The 17,663-nt window shown below is 41.3% G+C and carries 16 protein-coding genes; 9 read left to right on the forward strand and 7 right to left on the reverse strand.

The window, feature by feature from the left end; translation table 11 throughout:
- Positions 1-14: 14 nt before the first annotated feature.
- From GWK08_RS13785 to GWK08_RS13800, 4 genes are all read left to right on the forward strand, one after another.
- Positions 15-2,774, forward strand: coding sequence for a CHAT domain-containing protein (locus GWK08_RS13785; protein WP_163607807.1), 2,760 nt, complete (start codon positions 15-17; stop codon positions 2,772-2,774).
- Between the two features lie 105 nt (positions 2,775-2,879).
- Positions 2,880-4,463: a vitamin K epoxide reductase family protein gene (locus tag GWK08_RS13790; RefSeq protein ID WP_163607808.1), complete on the forward strand. Its 1,584-nt coding sequence runs from the start codon at positions 2,880-2,882 to the stop codon at positions 4,461-4,463.
- Between the two features lie 89 nt (positions 4,464-4,552).
- Complete coding sequence (locus tag GWK08_RS13795; RefSeq protein ID WP_163607809.1) at positions 4,553-4,735, forward strand: hypothetical protein; 183 nt, start codon at positions 4,553-4,555, stop codon at positions 4,733-4,735.
- Between the two features lie 350 nt (positions 4,736-5,085).
- Complete coding sequence (locus tag GWK08_RS13800; RefSeq protein WP_163607810.1) at positions 5,086-5,313, forward strand: hypothetical protein; 228 nt, start codon at positions 5,086-5,088, stop codon at positions 5,311-5,313.
- A 37-nt stretch (positions 5,314-5,350) separates the two neighbouring features.
- On the opposite strand, the gene GWK08_RS13805 is transcribed toward GWK08_RS13800, so the two are convergent.
- From GWK08_RS13805 to GWK08_RS13815, 3 genes are all read right to left on the reverse strand, one after another.
- Positions 5,351-5,830: a regulatory protein RecX gene (locus GWK08_RS13805; protein ID WP_163607811.1), complete on the reverse strand. Its 480-nt coding sequence runs from the start codon at positions 5,828-5,830 to the stop codon at positions 5,351-5,353.
- 42 nt (positions 5,831-5,872) lie between these two features.
- Entirely contained in the window at positions 5,873-7,417 is a 1,545-nt protein-coding gene (locus GWK08_RS13810) for an Rne/Rng family ribonuclease (protein WP_163607812.1), read from the reverse strand.
- Positions 7,418-7,693: 276 nt separating this feature from the next.
- Positions 7,694-7,984: an HU family DNA-binding protein gene (locus GWK08_RS13815; protein ID WP_163607813.1), complete on the reverse strand. Its 291-nt coding sequence runs from the start codon at positions 7,982-7,984 to the stop codon at positions 7,694-7,696.
- 133 nt (positions 7,985-8,117) lie between these two features.
- On the opposite strand from GWK08_RS13815, the gene mutY reads away from it, so the two are divergent.
- The 4 genes from mutY to gldD are packed head-to-tail and all read left to right on the forward strand — an operon-like array spanning position 8,118 to position 11,548.
- A complete protein-coding gene (mutY, locus tag GWK08_RS13820; protein WP_163607814.1) occupies positions 8,118-9,155 on the forward strand; it encodes an A/G-specific adenine glycosylase in 1,038 nt (345 codons plus the stop codon).
- Between the two features lie 43 nt (positions 9,156-9,198).
- On the forward strand, positions 9,199-9,666 hold the full coding sequence (locus GWK08_RS13825; RefSeq protein ID WP_163607815.1) for a single-stranded DNA-binding protein: 468 nt from the start codon (positions 9,199-9,201) through the stop codon (positions 9,664-9,666).
- Positions 9,667-9,689: 23 nt separating this feature from the next.
- A complete protein-coding gene (locus GWK08_RS13830) occupies positions 9,690-11,000 on the forward strand; it encodes a gliding motility-associated protein GldE (protein ID WP_163607816.1) in 1,311 nt (436 codons plus the stop codon).
- A complete protein-coding gene (gene gldD / locus GWK08_RS13835; RefSeq protein ID WP_163607817.1) occupies positions 10,997-11,548 on the forward strand; it encodes a gliding motility lipoprotein GldD in 552 nt (183 codons plus the stop codon). Before GWK08_RS13830 ends, gldD begins: the two co-directional genes overlap by 4 nt.
- Before the next feature lies 1 nt (position 11,549).
- On the opposite strand, the gene GWK08_RS13840 is transcribed toward gldD, so the two are convergent.
- The 3 genes from GWK08_RS13840 to GWK08_RS13850 form a co-directional block, all read right to left on the reverse strand.
- Positions 11,550-12,287 (reverse strand): hypothetical protein, encoded by a 738-nt coding sequence (locus tag GWK08_RS13840; protein ID WP_163607818.1) that lies wholly within the window; start codon positions 12,285-12,287, stop codon positions 11,550-11,552.
- Between the two features lie 53 nt (positions 12,288-12,340).
- Positions 12,341-13,363, reverse strand: a complete 1,023-nt coding sequence (locus tag GWK08_RS13845; protein WP_163607819.1) for a transporter — start codon at positions 13,361-13,363, stop codon at positions 12,341-12,343.
- Between the two features lie 70 nt (positions 13,364-13,433).
- Positions 13,434-13,802, reverse strand: coding sequence for a hypothetical protein (locus GWK08_RS13850; RefSeq protein ID WP_239524924.1), 369 nt, complete (start codon positions 13,800-13,802; stop codon positions 13,434-13,436).
- Between the two features lie 165 nt (positions 13,803-13,967).
- On the opposite strand from GWK08_RS13850, the gene GWK08_RS13855 reads away from it, so the two are divergent.
- Positions 13,968-14,855, forward strand: a complete 888-nt coding sequence (locus GWK08_RS13855; RefSeq protein ID WP_163607820.1) for a DMT family transporter — start codon at positions 13,968-13,970, stop codon at positions 14,853-14,855.
- 706 nt (positions 14,856-15,561) lie between these two features.
- On the opposite strand, the gene GWK08_RS13860 is transcribed toward GWK08_RS13855, so the two are convergent.
- Positions 15,562-17,631 carry an insulinase family protein gene (locus GWK08_RS13860; RefSeq protein ID WP_163607821.1) on the reverse strand — a complete coding sequence of 690 codons (2,070 nt, stop codon included), beginning with the start codon at positions 17,629-17,631 and terminating at the stop codon, positions 15,562-15,564.
- Positions 17,632-17,663 lie beyond the last annotated feature (32 nt).

The following is a 17,663-nucleotide window of genomic DNA, read 5'->3' on the forward strand; positions in this document are numbered from 1 at the left end:
ATTTTAAAATATCAATGAAAGACAGACAGGGTCACTCATATCGATTCATCAGGAACGCTTGCTGGGTGATCCTGTTTTTTTCCGGTTCTCTTTTTTCCCAGGGAGTGGGGGAATTAAAACGAATTACAGCCGCAAAATTTTCAACGGAAGAAAAAATTGCCAAAATAGATTCGCTGATCCTTCTGTACGAAAAGGAAAAAAATGATTCTTTGGAGTATGTATATGAAAGGTATGCGGATTGGTTGTATGATGTGAGAGGATTAAAGAGTGCCATCCCCTATTTAAATAAAACACTGGACCTTGCAACATCAAGGCCAGTTAAGGACAGTACGTTTATACAGAATAGTGCCTTGTTCCTGGCATTTTGCTATAATATTAACAAGCAATATCACAAAAGTATTGCGGCCAGCAGGGAGGTACTTCTTATAAATGACAAGAATAGAGCTGCTGTAAGAACCTATGATCAGCTGGGTTTTGCTTATTCCAGGATCCCCGACTACTACAAATCCCTGGAGAATTATGAACTGTACGCTTCCCTGATCAGGGTTGACGAAAAAAGAATAAGATCCCTCAGAAAAGCTCACAAAAATATCATTGCCGTATGCCTGGATATCAATACAGCTGAGAGCTTCAGAAAGGGCTTGAAATATGCCATGACTGCCGATTCCCTTTCTTCCGTATATCCGATTGATTCTGCCACTCTTTATGAGACCAAACTAAACCTGGCAACACTGTATAATCAGTATGAAACACTGGATATCGGGAAGGCATTCGGATATTATAATGAGGCCCTGGAGATCGCCAAAAAGGTAAAAGATACTTCCAAAATAAGGGATATTTATATGCTTATCGGGAATCTGTTTAACCAGACCGAACCCGACAGATCCCTGGAATATCTGGAGAAAGCCCTGGTACTGGCCGAACCGGAAAAAGATCCGTTTAACAGCTACCAGATCTATTCCAATATCAGCTTTACCCACGGACTGAATGAGGAGTATGAAAAAAGCCTGGAATACACACATAAAAGCCTGGAGTATCTGATAGGAGATAACCTCAGGGATCATAAAAGCATTAACCGTAACCTCTTTATAAATTCTGACTATAAAGAAAACCTCCTCAATGCATTACCCAAGCTGGGGGAGACCTATCTTAAGTATTATGAAAAAACCGGAGATCCGGAATTCCTGGATAAGAGTATACATTATTTTAAAGAGACCGATTATGTGATCGATCTGCTGAAAATAAACAGCAGGGAATTCAGATCCCGCCTCTTCTGGCGCAAATTAAGCACAGATATTTACGGGAAAGCTATCAGGGCCTGTTATTTGAAAGGAAATATTGAGGATACTTTTTACTTTATGGAGAAAAACAAGGCACTCCTGCTTCAGGAGGATATAAATACTCAGCAATTCAAAAAGTCCCTGGAGTTACCCGACTCGATCATCCGACGGGAAGAAACCCTGAGAAGAAAATTATTCGGGATAGAAAACGCCTTAAAAGAAACAAAAGAAGTAACTGTGCTCGATTCTCTTAAAAAAGAACTGATCGACCGCAAAAGAGAACTTTCTATCCTTCAGGACAGCATAGGCCCTAAGGAAGGCGTTGCAGGCCTGGAACCGATTATTTTGGACCTGGATGCTGTAAAGAAAAAAATAAAGGAAGATGAGGTGGTATTGGAGTATCATATATCTATTGATGACGGATACGGAATATACACCAACAGGGAGAAAGGGTATTTGCTGATGATCACCCAAAGTGAAACACGGCTCTTTGAGATCCCGGACCTTCCTTCTTTAAAAGAGGAAATTACCTCCCTGCTGAGGTATTTTGAAAGCCCCTTCCGGACCAATGGGGAGATATCCGATTTTACTGCTCTGTCAAACCGGGTCTTTAAACGCCTGCTCCCATCGGAAGAGATCCGCCTAAGCATTAAAAACAAAAAGCTGACGATTGTACCAGATAGTTATCTGTCTCTCCTGCCTTTTGAAGCGCTTTCGGTTTCGGAAGATAAGCTGTCTTATCTGATCCGGGATTGTGATATTCACTATTTGTATTCAAATTCGTTTCTCGAAGGAATGGAAAGGTCGAAACATGTAGAAAATAATTTTCTGGGAGTGGCTCCTTCTGATTTTAATGATAAGGAACTGTTACCCCTCCAGAATAACAAACAGGAACTTTTAAGCCTGGAGCAATATTACAGGGGAAGATCACTGATAAGCGGGGAAGCTTCCAAAGAGAACTTTCTGGAAGCCCTGTCCGGTTCCGGGATCATTCACCTTGCAACCCATGCCAATGCAGAGGAATCGTCTGATCCGTGGATCGCTTTTAATGATGAAAAATTAAAGCTGGAAGAATTATACCTCACTGCAAATAATGCTTCTTTAGTGGTGCTGAGCGGATGTAATACCTCATTAGGGAAACTGGAAACCGGAGAAGGGGTGATGAGCCTGGCCCGCGGATTCTTTTATTCGGGCTCCCGCAGCGTAATTTCAAGCTTGTGGAGTATAGACGATAAATCGACTTCCTTTATAGTTGATGAGTTTTACAGGAATACAAGTTCAGGCCAGTCCAAATCTCAGGCATTACGCAATGCCAAATTAAAATACCTGGACACCTACAGCCATTCGGAAGCATCTCCTCATTACTGGGCATCTCTTATTCTTTTGGGAGAGGACGACCTTTTAAAAGGAACACCTTTTAACTGGATACCATATCTGCTGATAGCGGCTCTCCTTCTGATCTTTTTTATAGCTTTCAGGTACTTCCGGAGGTAATTGCCTTTTTCAAATATCTGCCGGGTCGAAAAAAATATCCTTTTTTTTAAAAAACAGGGTAAGAAATCGGTTTTCAGGGAACAATGAAGTATAAAGCCTGGAAATATGAACGAACTCATCCTGCAATTACTTCACAGATCCCATGTATTTCACATAGATAAAAACGATCTGGAACTTCAGTTGATCTCTCACTCTGCGTACCCCAGCCTGAAAGCGGTAACCGATACTCTCGATTATTTTGGAATAGAAAATATAGCAGCAAATGTTCCGGTAGATGCCCTGGATCAGCTGCCGGAGAATTTCCTGGCGCTTATAGATGAAGAAGGCGAGACGGAACTGGTATTGGTCAAAAGAAAAAAAACAGATATCCACCTGAAGACCGGAGCCGGAAAAAAAGTAAAAATGCCGGCCCGGGAATTTGTAAACAAATGGACAGGAACCATCATTGCCGTTGAAAAAGAAGAGAAAAAAGAAAAGGATGCTGTTTTAAAGCAAATAGATCTGAAGCTGGTATTCGCAGGATTTGCGGCTTTAACCGTGTTACTGACTATTACCCTGAATGGAGAGATCGTCCGGGCATTATATGTGCTGCTGGCTTTTCTCGGACTTGGGGTAAGCTATTTTACGGTGAAGAGCGACCTGGGTATAGAAGACAGATTAGTGACCAGGGTGTGTACTGCCATTTCCGGAAAGGGAGAAGGTTGTAAAGGGGTTATTAACTCTCGTGAAGGCAAACTGTTCAACGCGGTTGGCCTGAGCGATATATCGGTAATATATTTTGCCGGTATCATGGTGGTCCAGGCAATTGCAGGATTTGACAAAGCTTTCTTCAGCTTACTGTCTTTATGCGCTTTACCGTTTATTGCCTTTTCTCTCTATCTGCAGGCTTTTAAATTAAAACAATGGTGTTCTTTATGCATAGTAATATCCTCAGTATTGATCTCCCAGTTTGTCCTCCTGTCATTTGGTTCTGCAAACTGGGATCTTTCTTTGAAATACCTTTTTAATGCAGGTCTGATCTTTCTTATGGTAGCGGGCGGATGGTATTTGCTGAAAAACCTATGGAAAGACAGGGTTCAGTACAGGGCTACTCTTAAGGAATTTTACACTTTTAAAAGAAACGGAGACCTTTTTCTTTCTGCCTTAAAAAGCAGGGAGCCGATGACGCAAAATGCACTGGAAAGCCATCACGGACTTCTTTTTGGCCATCCGAAGGCATCGATCAGGATAACGGCAATTACCAATCCGCTTTGCGGTTTCTGTGAAGAACCTTTTAAAGTATATAGCGGATTATTAAAAGATCAACCGGAAGAAATACAGCTCCATCTTATTTTCAATGTTCCCGACAATGAGGAGAATAAAGCTACTCAGATCGGATTGAAGATCCTCTCCCTTTACGAACAGAACAGGGCCAAGGCTTTTGAAGCTCTGGAGAAGTGGTTTTACAACCGGGATATCGATGCCTGGCTGAAGATCTATGAAAATATCAATATTAGCCCTCAGGCCCGGGAAATGGCAGAAAAACAGCGACAATGGTGTGCGGACCAGGCCATTAATTATACCCCGGAAACCATTGTTAACTCCTACTACTTTCCTAAAAGGCAGTATAAAATAGAAGACCTCCGGTTTTTTACCGAAAACCTCAGGGAGCTCAATGTAGAAAGCAGGAAAAGCGGTACTGCTGTCTGAAAAGAAGGATAAAATAACCTGCGCAGGGAAGACACAAGTCCCAAGTGTCTATAAATGTTTGGGAACCGATTAATCTTTAAACTTTAATTATGTTAAAAAACATTTTAAAACTGGAAGGAACTCAGGAATTGGGTAAAAACGAACAGCGTCAAATCAGTGGTGGAGTGTCCGGCGGGCCGATTTACTGCGACTCCGATGCAGATTGTGCTATTGTATGCGGAAAGTGCGTAGGCTTCGGGATTTGCCTTCATGCTGTACCTGCCTGTGCTTAAATAAATGGTTAAGGGAACAGACAACCTCAATAGTTTATTGGGGTTGTTTGTATTGATTTTACTCGATCACTTCAGATAAGCTAATTCTAAATTCAACGATATGGTAAAAGCAATTTTAAGTTTTGCTGAGGAACTCGGCAAAGAACAACAAAAAAGTATTATAGGGGGCGGGAACACATATACGGAGCGGCAATGTGCCACGCATAGTGATTGCCCTCCGGGTTACTGCTGTAATGACCCCAGAACGGGCATATGTGAGCCATCTGGCGGTGCATGCAGGTAAAAGACCAGACACAAACCCCGGGTGTCTTTAAATGTTCGGGGAATAGCTAATTTAAAATTCAAACATCATGTTAAAAAACATTTTAAATGTAAAAGGAGTTCAGCAACTCAGCAAAGATGAGCAAAGAGCCATCGGAGGTGGGATGCTTGGAGTACAGTGTAACACTTTAAGCCAGTGCTCTCTTAATTGCAACGGAAGTACCGAAGAGTGTGTTGCAATAAGTATTCCTACAGGCGGAGGCCTGATAGAGCACGTCGTATGTTACGAATGTGTAAGTACAATTAACCACCAGTAATGGTAAACCGGGCCTGAAGATATTCGGGCCTGTTTTTTTACAGCTCAGAACTGAGTTCGTTAAGCTTGTCGAAGATCATCTGGCTTTCCCAGCCTCTGTATAACAGGTAGGAGGTAAATTTCTTTTTCCTCAATTGAATATGCTGATCTTTGAGCTGTTCCCATCGCTTTTCGGAAAGCTCTTCAAAAGTATTGAAATAGTCTTCATTACTGATCTCTTTCATGGCAGAGCGGATATTGAACCTGGAGATGTCGCGAAACTTAAGCTCCTGTTCTATTCTTTTTCTCCCCCATTTTTTTATGTTGAATTTTCCCCGGGCAAAACTTCTGGCAAACCGCTCTTCATTCAGGTAATTGTGTTGAATGAGGTGAGTTACTATAAGATCTATAGCTTCCGGGATCATACGCATTTCCTTTAATCTGGCAACAACTTCTTTATGACATCTTTCCTGATAGGCACAGAAGGATTCCAGTTTCCTGGTAGCTTCATCAACGGTATATGATCTTGAATTTCTCACAGGGGCAAAAATAAAAAAACCACGCCATAAGCGTGGTTTTTTCTATTTTAAAACGGCACCGTCATTATCTTTAAAACGGTACTCTAAATACGTGTAAGCATCTCTGGGTAAGACTTTAACCCATTTTTTGTGTTCTAAGAACCACTTAGAACGAATGGATGGAAATCCTTTGGTTAGGTAAGCTGCGATAAAGGGATGTGTATTTAATACAAGCCCGTTGCCGCTTCGCTTATTTTGAATAATTTTTTCCAGATCGGAAGTAATCTGATCAATAATTAATATCGGTGCATCTATTTCACCGTTTCCGTTCGGATCTTCCTCACGGGTCTTGATATTTCTTTCCGGTCTGACTCTTTGTCTAGTAATTTGTATAAGGCCAAATTTACTCGGCGGTAATATTTTGTGCTTCGCTCTGTCATCTTTCATAACTTCTCTAAGATGATCGTAGAGCTTTCTTCTGTTTTCGGAGGTTGACATATCGATAAAATCAATAACGATAATACCACCCATATCCCGAAGTCTGAGTTGTCTCGCAATTTCGGTTGCAGCAATGAGGTTTACCTCCAGGGCTGTACCTTCCTGCGTTTTTGCTTTATTCGATCGGTTTCCGCTATTCACGTCTATTACGTGAAGGGCTTCGGTATGCTCTATAATTAAATAGGCACCCTTACTCATAGAAACCGTTTTTCCAAACGAAGTCTTTATTTGCCTTTCAATTCCGAACTTCTCAAAGATCGGCATTGAAGCCTTGTACAATTTTACTATAGATTCTTTTTCTGGTGCAATTTCCTGCACATAATCTTTAATTTGATAATAAAGCGTTTCGTCATCTACGTGTATTCCGGTGAATGAGTCATTAAAAACATCTCTTAATATGGATGCTGCTCTATTCAGCTCACTTAACACTTTTGACGGGTACTCCGCTTTGTAGATTTTTTTACACATGGCGGTCCATCTATTGACCAGGTTGTGTAAATCTCTGTCCAGTTCTGCGACTTTTTTGCCTTCTGCAACGGTACGAACTATAACTCCAAAGCCTTTCGGTTTAATACTTTGGACTAACCTTTTTAAACGATCCTTCTCTTCTTTGTCTTCTATTTTCTGTGAAATAGAGATCCTTTCGGAGAAAGGTACAAGAACCAGATAACGCCCGGCAATAGATAATTCCGAACTGATTCGCGGTCCTTTTGTAGAAATAGGTTCTTTTACAATTTGTACCAATATAGACTGATTGGCTTTTAAAGCATCTGAGATGATACCATCTTTGTCTATATCTTTTTCAAATGGGAAGTCTTTCAGACTATAGTCTCTTAGTTTACCTGTGCTTACACGTTTTACGAATTTTAACAAAGAAGGGAGTTTTGGCCCCAGGTCGTGATAATGTAAAAAGGCGTCTTTTTCATATCCGACATTTACGAAGGCTGCATTTAAACCGGCAACGGGTTTCCTTATTTTTGCCAGCATGATATCGCCGACGGAAAAACCGTTACTGTCTTCTTCCTTGTGTAATTCTATTAGTTTTCCATCCTTAAGTAAGGCAAAATCAACCTCAGAGGAACCAGATCTAACAATTAATTCTTTATTCACTCTGAATCAATTTGTATCCATACAGCATTGTGTACAGATGGATTAAACAATAATTTTCACAGGATTTTTTATCCCGACGGAACTCTGCTGCTAAACAGCGTTCCTATTTCAATGAACGTTAATTTTTTAAATAGAAAAAGTAGTTAGTGGCAACTACTTTTTCTTGTGGCGGTTAGCTCTTCTTCTTTTTTTACGCTTGTGCGTGGCTACCTTATGTCTTTTTCTTTTTTTACCGCTTGGCATATTAAATAGTTTAACTTATTACTATATGATTGATTACTTTACTTCAACATTACTCTTAACACCTTCAACAAAGACTTTTGCAGGTTTGAATGCCGGAATATTGTGTGCCGGGATCTTAATAGTAGTGTTTTTTGAAATATTCCTACCTGTTTTTTCAGCTCTTGTTTTGATAATGAAGCTTCCGAAACCACGTAAATATACGTTATCTCCGCTTTCTAATGAATTTTTTACTTCATCCATAAAAGATTCTACCGTTGCTTGCACATCACCTTTTTCCATTCCAAGCTTTTCTGAAATCTTTGCTACAATGTCTGCTTTCGTCATTTTTCTATATGTTTTGTTTTACTATATTAAATTTAGGGGTTGCAAATATATAAATTAATTGAACATAATTTAAAGCCTAATTGATTAAAATTTAACCATATAAACTTTTAATTTTGGTTTTTCAATTTTAAAGATGACTTTCAACAAAATAATAAGCCACTGGTATCGCAAAAATAAACGCGATTTACCGTGGAGAAAAACCAGGGATCCATACCGTATCTGGCTGTCTGAAATCATGTTACAGCAAACCCGGGTGGAACAGGGACTTCCCTATTATCTTAAGTTTGTTGATCACTATCCCACCATCAAACATCTGGCAGATGCACCCGAAGATGAGGTCCTGAAGCTGTGGCAGGGACTGGGATATTACTCCAGAGCAAGGAATCTGCACGCTACTGCACGTCATGTTACCTATGAATTGAATGAAAATTTTCCTTCTACCTATAGCGAGATCATAAAATTAAAGGGAGTGGGCGATTATACCGCCAGTGCCATTGCCTCCATATGTTTTGACGAAGCTACTCCGGTAGTGGACGGGAACGTATACCGGGTCCTGGCAAGGTATTTTAATGTAGACATCCCCATTAACAGTACGGAAGGGATAAAATACTTTAAGCAATTGGCCACAGAACTTATAGATAGGGAACAGCCCGCAGAATACAATCAGGCCATTATGGAATTCGGGGCCAGGCAGTGTAAACCCCAGAGCCCGGATTGCGGCATCTGCCCGTTAAATAACAGTTGCGGAGCCCTGGCGGAAAAGAGAATAAAGGAATTGCCCGTAAAGATCAGAAAGGGAAAAATAAGGAACAGATATTTTAATTACCTGGTCATGACCGATAAAGATTCAACCCTGCTGGAACAGCGGAAACAAAAGGATATCTGGCAAAGCCTTTATCAGTTCCCCCTTATTGAAGATGCCAGGGAACTGGAAGAAAAGGATATAGTATCTCATAACCGGTTTTTAGAGCTGATGGGAAACAGGGAATACGATATCTCGCTTTACAATAAGGAAGCCATCGTTCATAAATTGTCTCATCAGCATATACATACCAGATTCTGGATCGTGCATTTGCAGGGTACCCTGGATAACGGGATCAAATCTTCAAGAATTAAAGAGTACGCTGTCCCTGTTCTGATAGCGAATTTTGTTGAAGAATACAGTTTTTAATGTGTGTAAATTTTAGTACATTTGATTAAAACAGAATTGTATTATGAGTGGAACATTAAACAAGGTAATGCTTATTGGGCATTTGGGAGATGATGTAAAGATGCATTATTTTGAAGGAGGAAACTCGGTTGGGCGTTTTCCACTTGCAACCAATGAGACCTATACCAACAGACAAACAGGCGAGCGGGTAACAAATACCGAATGGCACAATGTTGTGGTTCGTAACAAAGCCGCCGAAATTTGTGAGAAATATTTAAGCAAAGGCGATAAGATATATGTAGAAGGCAGGCTTAAGACCCGACAATGGCAGGGAGAAGACGGAAACACCAGATATTCTACGGAAATTCACGTTACCGACTTCACCTTTTTAAGTACGAAGGCAGAATCCCAGCAGAATGCTATGCAAACCGGTACTCGTCAGCAGGATCCGGCAACATCCGAACAACCACAATCGACTCCCAAGAAGGATACATTTGTAGCTCCGGAGGAGGAAGATGATCTGCCGTTCTAAAAGTTTAACTAAAACCCAAACATTTGGACCCGGAACCCTCGAGTTTACTATTTATTTCCCTTAGTTCTATAGACAGTACTGCTGTTTTAAAATTTGGCGTGCTTTTTATTTTATTGGTATGCTCTGCGCTGATATCCGGGGCAGAAGTTGCCTTTTTCTCTTTTTCTCAGACCGATATTAACGAAGAAGAGGCATCCGGAACTTCCAGAGGAAAAATAATTGTAAACCTTCTCAGGAAACCTAAAAAACTCCTGGCTACCATCCTTGTTGCCAATAATTTTATCAATATAGCCGTTGTCTTGCTTTTCAGCTCCCTGGGAGATTATTTATTCGGGAATATACAAAGCGGGGAACTGCGTTTTCTGGCGGAGGTAGTTGTGGCTACTTTCCTGATCTTGCTCTTCGGGGAAATACTTCCCAAGGTATACGCAAGCAGGAACAAGATAAAATTTGCACATTTTATGGCTTATCCTCTGAATGTGCTGGACAAGGTATTTGTCCTCTTTAATGTTCCTATGAGATCGGTGACTATTTTTCTTCAGGATAAGCTCGGGAAACAGAAATCCAATTTATCGGTAGACCAGCTTTCACATGCACTGGAGCTTACTTCAGACGGAGATACTACCAAAGAGGAGCAAAAGATCCTGAAGGGGATCGTTTCTTTCGGAAATACCGATACCCGGCAGGTGATGCGTCCGCGGATAGATATTTTTGCATTGAATGAGGAGGCTAAATTCTCCGAGATCATGCCTGAGATCATCAAGAAAGGATATTCGCGTATCCCGGTATATAAAGACAATGTAGATGCCGTTACCGGTGTGCTTTATGTAAAGGACCTTTTACCCCACCTGGATAAAAAAAGCTTCGATTGGGTCAAGCTGAAAAGAGGACCTTATTTTGTACCCGAGAACAAGAAACTGGATGACCTGCTGAAGGAATTCCAGGAAATGAAAAGTCACCTTGCTATTGTTGTCGATGAATACGGAGGTACTTCCGGACTGGTGACCCTCGAAGATATTATAGAAGAAATTGTGGGTGATATCAGTGATGAATTTGATGATGAAGATCTTATTTTCTCCAAAATAGACGACTATAATTATGTTTTTGAAGGGAAAACGGCTCTAAAAGACTTTTACCGGGTGATGAAACTGGAAGACGAGTCGGATTTTGAAGAACAGAAGGGTGAATCCGAAACCATTGCCGGTTTTGTTCTCGAAATAGCCGGAAGCTTTCCCAAACGGGGGGATAAAATAAATTTTGAAAATTATACGTTTACAGTAGAAGCTTTAGACAGAAAGCGTATTAAACAAATAAAAGTGACATTTACACCATGATACAACGCCTGGTTTTTCTATTTCTGGCCATCCTTTTCTTTTCGTGCAAGAATGATACCCTTCCGAAACCCAAAGCAATGTTGCGTTTGGAGTATCCGAGACCGTATTACAAAGCTATGGAAAACCCATGCCCTTTTGGTTTTGAAGTTAATGAAATAGCCAGATTAAAGGGCAATGCGGACTGCCAGATGGAAATTGAATACCCGAAATTAAAGGCAACCATTCATATTACCTACAGGGAAGTAAAAAATAACATTGACAGCCTGTTAAGGGATGCGCAAAAGCTTACCTACGAACATGTGGTGAAGGCAGATGATATAGCAGAACAGCCCTTTATAAATGAAGATTTCAACACCTACGGAATGCTGTACGAAGTAGGAGGTAATGCAGCTTCCCAGTCGCAGTTCTATATCACAGACAGCAGCAGGCATTTCCTGACCGGATCTTTGTACTTCTATTCCAAACCCAATTACGATTCCATTCTTCCGGCAGCAGCCTATGTTAAGAATGACATCCGAAGGTTGATGGAATCCCTGCAATGGAAATAAGCTATCGCTTTCTTTTCCTTACAAACCACCTGGAGCTTATAATAAACAGGGCAAAACCTGAGAGGATGGTAAAGATCCCGAAAATAGAAAATGCCCTCAGCAGGTAGTTGTTAAAGTTATCCCGCTCCTGATAATCCATAGTATGTAGCATCCACAGGAAATCAAAAACACGCCATTTGGTGCTTCTGAAACTCTGTACGGTACCCAATTCACTGGAAACATATACGGTTGTATTGACCGGCTCACTAAAGGTTACTGCGTAGGCAGGAAGAGGCTTTTCCCGGTACTCATGATGTTTTCCGGTAGCTTCCAGGTATTTGGTCTCTATAACATCGGCTTCCTTGTTTAATTTGGTCCTTGCTACCTCTATGGCTTCCTCTCCGCTTAACGGAGGCCTGAGCTCTCCGGTTTGGGCATCGATCAGTTTTATATGCTTTTCCTTACCCGAATAATAGATCATCTGATAAAAATGCCTTTCGAGTATTTTTTTGAGTTGAATGGAGGCGATAGAATCCGAAGCTTTCAGGAATTCTGAGCTCGCTTCCGTGGGAGAGACCAGGGATATGTTTGCTGCCAGCAGCGGATCTTCCTTTTTTAAGTTGTCTCCTCTTATATCTTCTATGTTGGTCCAGCTGAAGTAGAGGCCTCCGGCCGTCCACAGTAAAAACTGTATGCCTAAAACTACTCCTAAATATCTGTGTGATTTACGAATAAACCGATTGCGTTTTACTTTATTCATTGTGTTGAAGCTTAGAAAAACCCTCCGGAATAGCCCGGAGGATCTCTTTAAAGTTATTTAAATGCATATTGAAGTCCAAATGTCAGGGTCTCTTTTCGCTTTAGCTGAAAGCCATTAAGATCCTGATAAAGAGGGAAAGCAAACTCAAAACCGAAACGCAGGTTTTTAAGTGCTCCCTTAGGAACATAGGTGTTAAATCCAATACCCGAATTAACAAAGGTTCCACCCGAATTATCGGTATCTGCCGTAATCACCATGGCGGGATTTAAAGCAGGGTTTAGCCCGTTTATCTCTCCGGTTATCAATCCCTGTACCCTGGCAGAAAAACTCAACCAGTTCGTAGCCTTAACCGCTACCCAGTTATTGCTTTCATAACGATTTCCCAGTCGATACTCATTGTCGTTGGTTCCGGTTCGGAGCAGGGTCCTGAGCTGAGATCCGAAAGAAAAGAGATCGGTTTGTGCAAGATAGGTGAGTGCCAGAGAAAAATCCCAGGTACCACTACCGATCTGCATTGGGTAAGGCAAAATAACCGAATTGGGAGCCGAAGCGGGGATCACATCTTCTTCATCTATGCTCCCTGTGGGAATGGAGAGTCCTCCCTCGGCATGCAATTGCTGCCTGTTCCGGTTAAAGAACTTATAGAAAGCAGATACTTTGGTGTCTCCAATACCCGAGGAGCTGGTAGTAAAAGTACCGCCCATACGGGTAACGTGATCCATTTCCTGAGAGATATAATTCCCCATGACCATTAGGGTAACCCTGTTACTCGGAGCATACATTACTCCCAGCATATGCATATTCATCGGCATACTGGTGGGAGTTACCATATATTCTGCCAGAGCTGCAGAAAAGGGAACATCATCACTTCCCAGTTTCAGATCTTCCATATTCATATACATATAGCGGTAAGATACCATCCATTCGCCTTTCCCGTGGGTATGGTCTCCCATAACGGATATGGGGGCGTGTCCGTCCGGCCTCGAACCGGACCATTTTTGATCTTTGTTTTCATTTTCCTGGGCATAGATCATGCCTGTTGCCAATAGGATAATGGCAAGATAAATTTTTTTCATCCTGATTTAGATAAATGGTTAAAGTTGAAATAATAAATTTTGAGAAGAGTCTTCTCAAGGCGGTATTTATCTATACTCCGGCCGGGGGATGAAAGATCTCTCCGGAAAAGATCAGAGCGTAATTATTGAGGTAGATCGATCCCGTTTTTTGGACCGGTATTTTATTTTGCGGTTGAAAATCCAATAATTCAACAAAACCTATGGGGTAATCCCTGAGGTCGATAGCGGGCAGGTTCTGTTTTTTCTCTTCAGACTGGGCTTTCAGCTGCCTGAACATATAACATTTCCCGTTGCATTTAAGCTCCGGCCTGTCCTGGTTAATACAGAGGAATTCGGCTATGTAATCCTGGTTGATGATATATGTGAATACAGGGGCTACCGGACGAAGCATCGCCGTCATATAGAGTATCGTAAAGAAAAGTGATCCAAACGAATTCATCCGGAAAGGTTGTTCCTGCAAAATTACGATATTGGGCCCGAAAAAAACAGTTTTTCCGTGTTTTAAACTATAAAATTTATATATGGTTTTATAACAAAATTTAAGTAAAAAGAATAGTTAATACTCGATTAAAAATCAGATTTTTGCATTTTCAACTTTAATTCTATGAACAGACAACAGGCTAAATGGTTTTACCTAATTATTCTATCGTTAATCTGGGGAAGCTCATTTATCCTTATCAAAAAGTCACTCATAGGCTTAACACCCATACAGGTAGGGGCACTCCGCATCATAATTACAGCTATTTTTCTTTTTATGGCTGGGACCAAAACCCTGAAAGAGATCAAAAAGGAGCACTGGAAATGGATTGCCTGGTCCGGTTTTTTAGGTTCATTCTTTCCGCCTTTCCTGTTTGCCGTTGCGCAAACCGAGTTGGACAGTGCTATTGCATCTATTCTTAATTCCCTTACTCCGTTAAATACTACGATCTCCGGAATATTACTGTTCGGTATTATCGTAACCCGGAGACAGATATGGGGTGTTGTTCTGGGGCTACTCGGAACCGTTATCCTGATCGCAAAGGGAGCAGAGTTCAATCCGGATCAGAATTATTGGTATAGCACCCTTATCATTGTTTCATCTGTAGGTTACGCCCTCAATGTGAATATCCTTAAAAAATACCTCCAGGGATTAAGTGCTTTGAGCATTGCCGTGGGGAATTTTCTGGTTATACTGGTTCCCGCTATCATTGTATTGATAAGCACCGGTTTCTTCATTACGGTCTTTTCTAACCCGGAAATGCATACCGGCCTTGTTTATGTGGTGGTACTATCGCTTTTCGGAACAGCTATTGCCAAGGTACTTTTCAATAAACTCGTAAGTGTTGCGAGTCCTGTCTTTGCGTCTTCGGTTACCTATACCATGCCGTTGATGGCTATCTTCTGGGGGGTACTGGACGGAGAATCCCTGAGTGTTTACCAGCTTATCGGCGGGGTGATCATTTTACTGGGGGTTTATCTGGCCAATAAGAAGAATGGGAATAATAATAAGTAGGGGTTGTTGGTTGTTAGTTGATGGTTATTAGTAATTAGTTACTAAAATTGTCATTGACTGCGTCGAATCTTCGATTTCCGCACTTGTTGCGGAATCCATTCTGGTTATGAGAAAGATTCCTGCCTACCGGTAGGCCCTCCTTTTCTTTCGACTTGCGCCTCCGCTATAGCTTCAGCGGCACGCGGGCGCTCAGGATGACAGGAGGGGGATTTTATATATACGACACTCAAAAATTCCTTCCCTTTTGAAGGGAAGGTGGCTTTAACGCAGTTAAAGACGGAAGGGTTAAATAACTCCCGGAGACTTGTTATTCAGTTTAAAAAGAAATGTTATTCAACTCAACAAGAAAGGTTAAACAGTTTAAGAAGAGAAGTTAAACAGTTTAAAGTAAAAGGTTAAACAACTTAAAAAGAAAGCTTAAACCATTTTTAAAGACTTGTTTAACCACTCTAAAAAAGGCCCTGAATACAGGCGTTGCCAAAGGGCAAAAGAAACTTGTAATAGTTGAGAAAAAGATTGTTATACAATACCCCTTCTCCCCGTGGGAGAAGGTCGGCCTGCCGAAAAGCAGGGCGGGATGAGGGATAGCCCTCACCTTAATCCTCTCCCATGGGGAGAGGAGATCATATATCAAAATTAGAATGGTAATAACAAAAAAACGCCCCTTAAAAAAGAGGCGCTTTTCTATTTTGATTAAAGGTTCCGATTAGTTAAAATCCTCATCAGAAACTCCTTCGTTTACTTTGATGTTCTTTACTTTGAACTCTACTTTCTGTGGTCCGAAAGACTGAGAAAGAATGAATGGGAACTGGATTCCGCCAACTTCTTTATAGTCTCCGTAAAGTACTGCCTGCTCGAACGATTGTCCGGCCTGCTCTATTTTGGTTACATCCTTTACTTTAAGCCCCGTCTCTACGTCGTAGTAGCTGGTTCTTTTATCCGTAACCTTAATAGCATAGGCTTTTTTACCTTCAACATCCTCAACACCTTCTAAGGTAACATTTGCATCGTTAAGGTAGTTCAGTTCAGGGAAAGGAACCGATTGCTCTTTCAGGTCTCCCAGTTGCTCACCGGAAAGATCCTGACGCTGTCCCTGCTGTACCACATAACCTTTTTCTCCGTCATATACCTGCTTTACCAAAGAGTTTCCTGCCATTTTCATATCCATTGCAAACTTATTGGATGAAGTAGTCTTTAATTCCAGGTTTAAAACGAGTCCCTGAGTAGAAGCTTCCGCTGTAATAAATACAGAGTTCACTGCTTTTAATTTACTTTCTCCTCCAACGGCAGTAATGTATTTCTGGATCACGGATTTTGCAGATACATCTGCCGGAAGTGCAGCCTCGTAATTCGGCTTTTCCGCTTTAGCTCCGTATTTGTCATAGTACATTACCGGGATCTTCTTCCCGTTAAATTTTACTTTTTCCAGGTTCTCAAGAACTTCTTTTCCTTTTCCAACCACTACGATCCTCGCATTGTTGATCTGGAAGTATTTTTTAGCAGCTCTCTGTACATCCTCTTTAGTCACAGCATTGATATTGCTGAGGTAGTTCTTGTAGAAATCTTTTGGAAGACCTTCGGTTTCGATATTCAGCGCGTAACTCGCAATGGTTTGAGGTCTCTCAAGCGCAAGAACAAAATCACCTACGTATTTTGCCTTGGCATTTCTAAGATCTTCATCAGAAACAGGTTCTACCCCAATTCTGTTGATCTCATCCAGAAAGGCCACTACGGCACTGTCTGTTACCATATTTCGTACACTTGCAGTAGCTCTGAAAGTAGAAGGTGCATTCTTATCGGTACCTATTCCCGAATAAGCTCCGTAAGTATATCCTTTATCTTCTCTCAGGTTAAGGAATAATCTTGCTTCAGCACCACCACCAAGGATCTTGTTGGCAATAAGCGCAGGAAAATAATCCTCATCCTTCATCTCAAGGTTGATGATATTCTGTACAGCCACTTCAGACTGAACCGCATTTGGCATATCTACAAAGTTGATCTGTGTATACTGTGCGTTTGAAGGCTTTGAATAGCTGTAGCTTGGCGGAACCGCTTTGGTCCAACTGCTAAAGTTCTTCTTTACCTGCTCCTGTACATGATCGAAATCTACATCTCCAATGACAACCAGGTAAGCATTAGCCGGTACAAAGTAGTTTCTGTAGAAATCCTTCACATCCTGAAGGTTTACATTGTTTACAGTTTCTTTAGTGGTAAACTCCCCTTTAGGGTGGTTTTTACCGTAAGCCAGTACGTTACGCACCCTTCCTGCTACTGCAGGAACACTTTTCTCACCAGACTTCAGATTGTCTAGAAGAATGGCTTTCTCCTTATCGAATTCTTCCTGGGTAAAGTTAGGATTGATAGCAGCATCTGCCATTAATTCCAGTACCCTGTCTCCGTATTTCGATAAACTTCCTGCAAATGCACCTCCGGAACCGAAATTGATAAAAGCTCCCAGATAATCCACTTCTTCATTAAAAGCATCTTTTTCTATGTTCTTAGACCCTTTTCCGATCATGCTTCCGGTAAGGGCAGCTACACCAGCCTTGTCACCTTCTGCAATGGGTGGGTTATCAATAGTAAGTGAATAGGAAACTCTTGGAAGTTTGTGATTTTCAACCACCAATACCTTAAGTCCGTTACCCAGCTCGAAAGTCTTTGGAGTTCCGAGGTTGATCTCAGGTGCCGGCCCCGGCTTGGGCTGCTTTGACCTGTCTACTTGCGCATTCAGGGTGAAAGCGCTGATCAGTAATAAGCTAAATATTATCTTTTTCATCTGTTCGATATTTTCATTTTGTTGGAAATGAA

It is taken from the genome of Leptobacterium flavescens (genome assembly GCF_010671605.1).
GTDB classification, from domain to species: Bacteria; Bacteroidota; Bacteroidia; order Flavobacteriales; family Flavobacteriaceae; genus Leptobacterium; species Leptobacterium flavescens.

What these genes read in the sequence shown, in the direction of transcription:
- GWK08_RS13800 (WP_163607810.1), top strand. Translation starts at nt 5,086, where the DNA reads ATGTTAAAAAACATTTTAAATGTAAAAGGAGTTCAGCAACTCAGCAAA.
- GWK08_RS13785 (WP_163607807.1), top strand. Translation starts at nt 15, where the DNA reads ATGAAAGACAGACAGGGTCACTCATATCGATTCATCAGGAACGCTTGC.
- mutY (WP_163607814.1), top strand. Translation starts at nt 8,118, where the DNA reads ATGACTTTCAACAAAATAATAAGCCACTGGTATCGCAAAAATAAACGC.
- GWK08_RS13860 (WP_163607821.1), bottom strand. Translation starts at nt 17,631, where the DNA reads ATGAAAAAGATAATATTTAGCTTATTACTGATCAGCGCTTTCACCCTG.
- GWK08_RS13825 (WP_163607815.1), top strand. Translation starts at nt 9,199, where the DNA reads ATGAGTGGAACATTAAACAAGGTAATGCTTATTGGGCATTTGGGAGAT.
- GWK08_RS13815 (WP_163607813.1), bottom strand. Translation starts at nt 7,984, where the DNA reads ATGACGAAAGCAGACATTGTAGCAAAGATTTCAGAAAAGCTTGGAATG.
- GWK08_RS13840 (WP_163607818.1), bottom strand. Translation starts at nt 12,287, where the DNA reads ATGAATAAAGTAAAACGCAATCGGTTTATTCGTAAATCACACAGATAT.
- GWK08_RS13795 (WP_163607809.1), top strand. Translation starts at nt 4,553, where the DNA reads ATGTTAAAAAACATTTTAAAACTGGAAGGAACTCAGGAATTGGGTAAA.
- GWK08_RS13790 (WP_163607808.1), top strand. Translation starts at nt 2,880, where the DNA reads ATGAACGAACTCATCCTGCAATTACTTCACAGATCCCATGTATTTCAC.
- GWK08_RS13850 (WP_239524924.1), bottom strand. Translation starts at nt 13,802, where the DNA reads ATGAATTCGTTTGGATCACTTTTCTTTACGATACTCTATATGACGGCG.
- GWK08_RS13845 (WP_163607819.1), bottom strand. Translation starts at nt 13,363, where the DNA reads ATGAAAAAAATTTATCTTGCCATTATCCTATTGGCAACAGGCATGATC.
- gldD (WP_163607817.1), top strand. Translation starts at nt 10,997, where the DNA reads ATGATACAACGCCTGGTTTTTCTATTTCTGGCCATCCTTTTCTTTTCG.
- GWK08_RS13855 (WP_163607820.1), top strand. Translation starts at nt 13,968, where the DNA reads ATGAACAGACAACAGGCTAAATGGTTTTACCTAATTATTCTATCGTTA.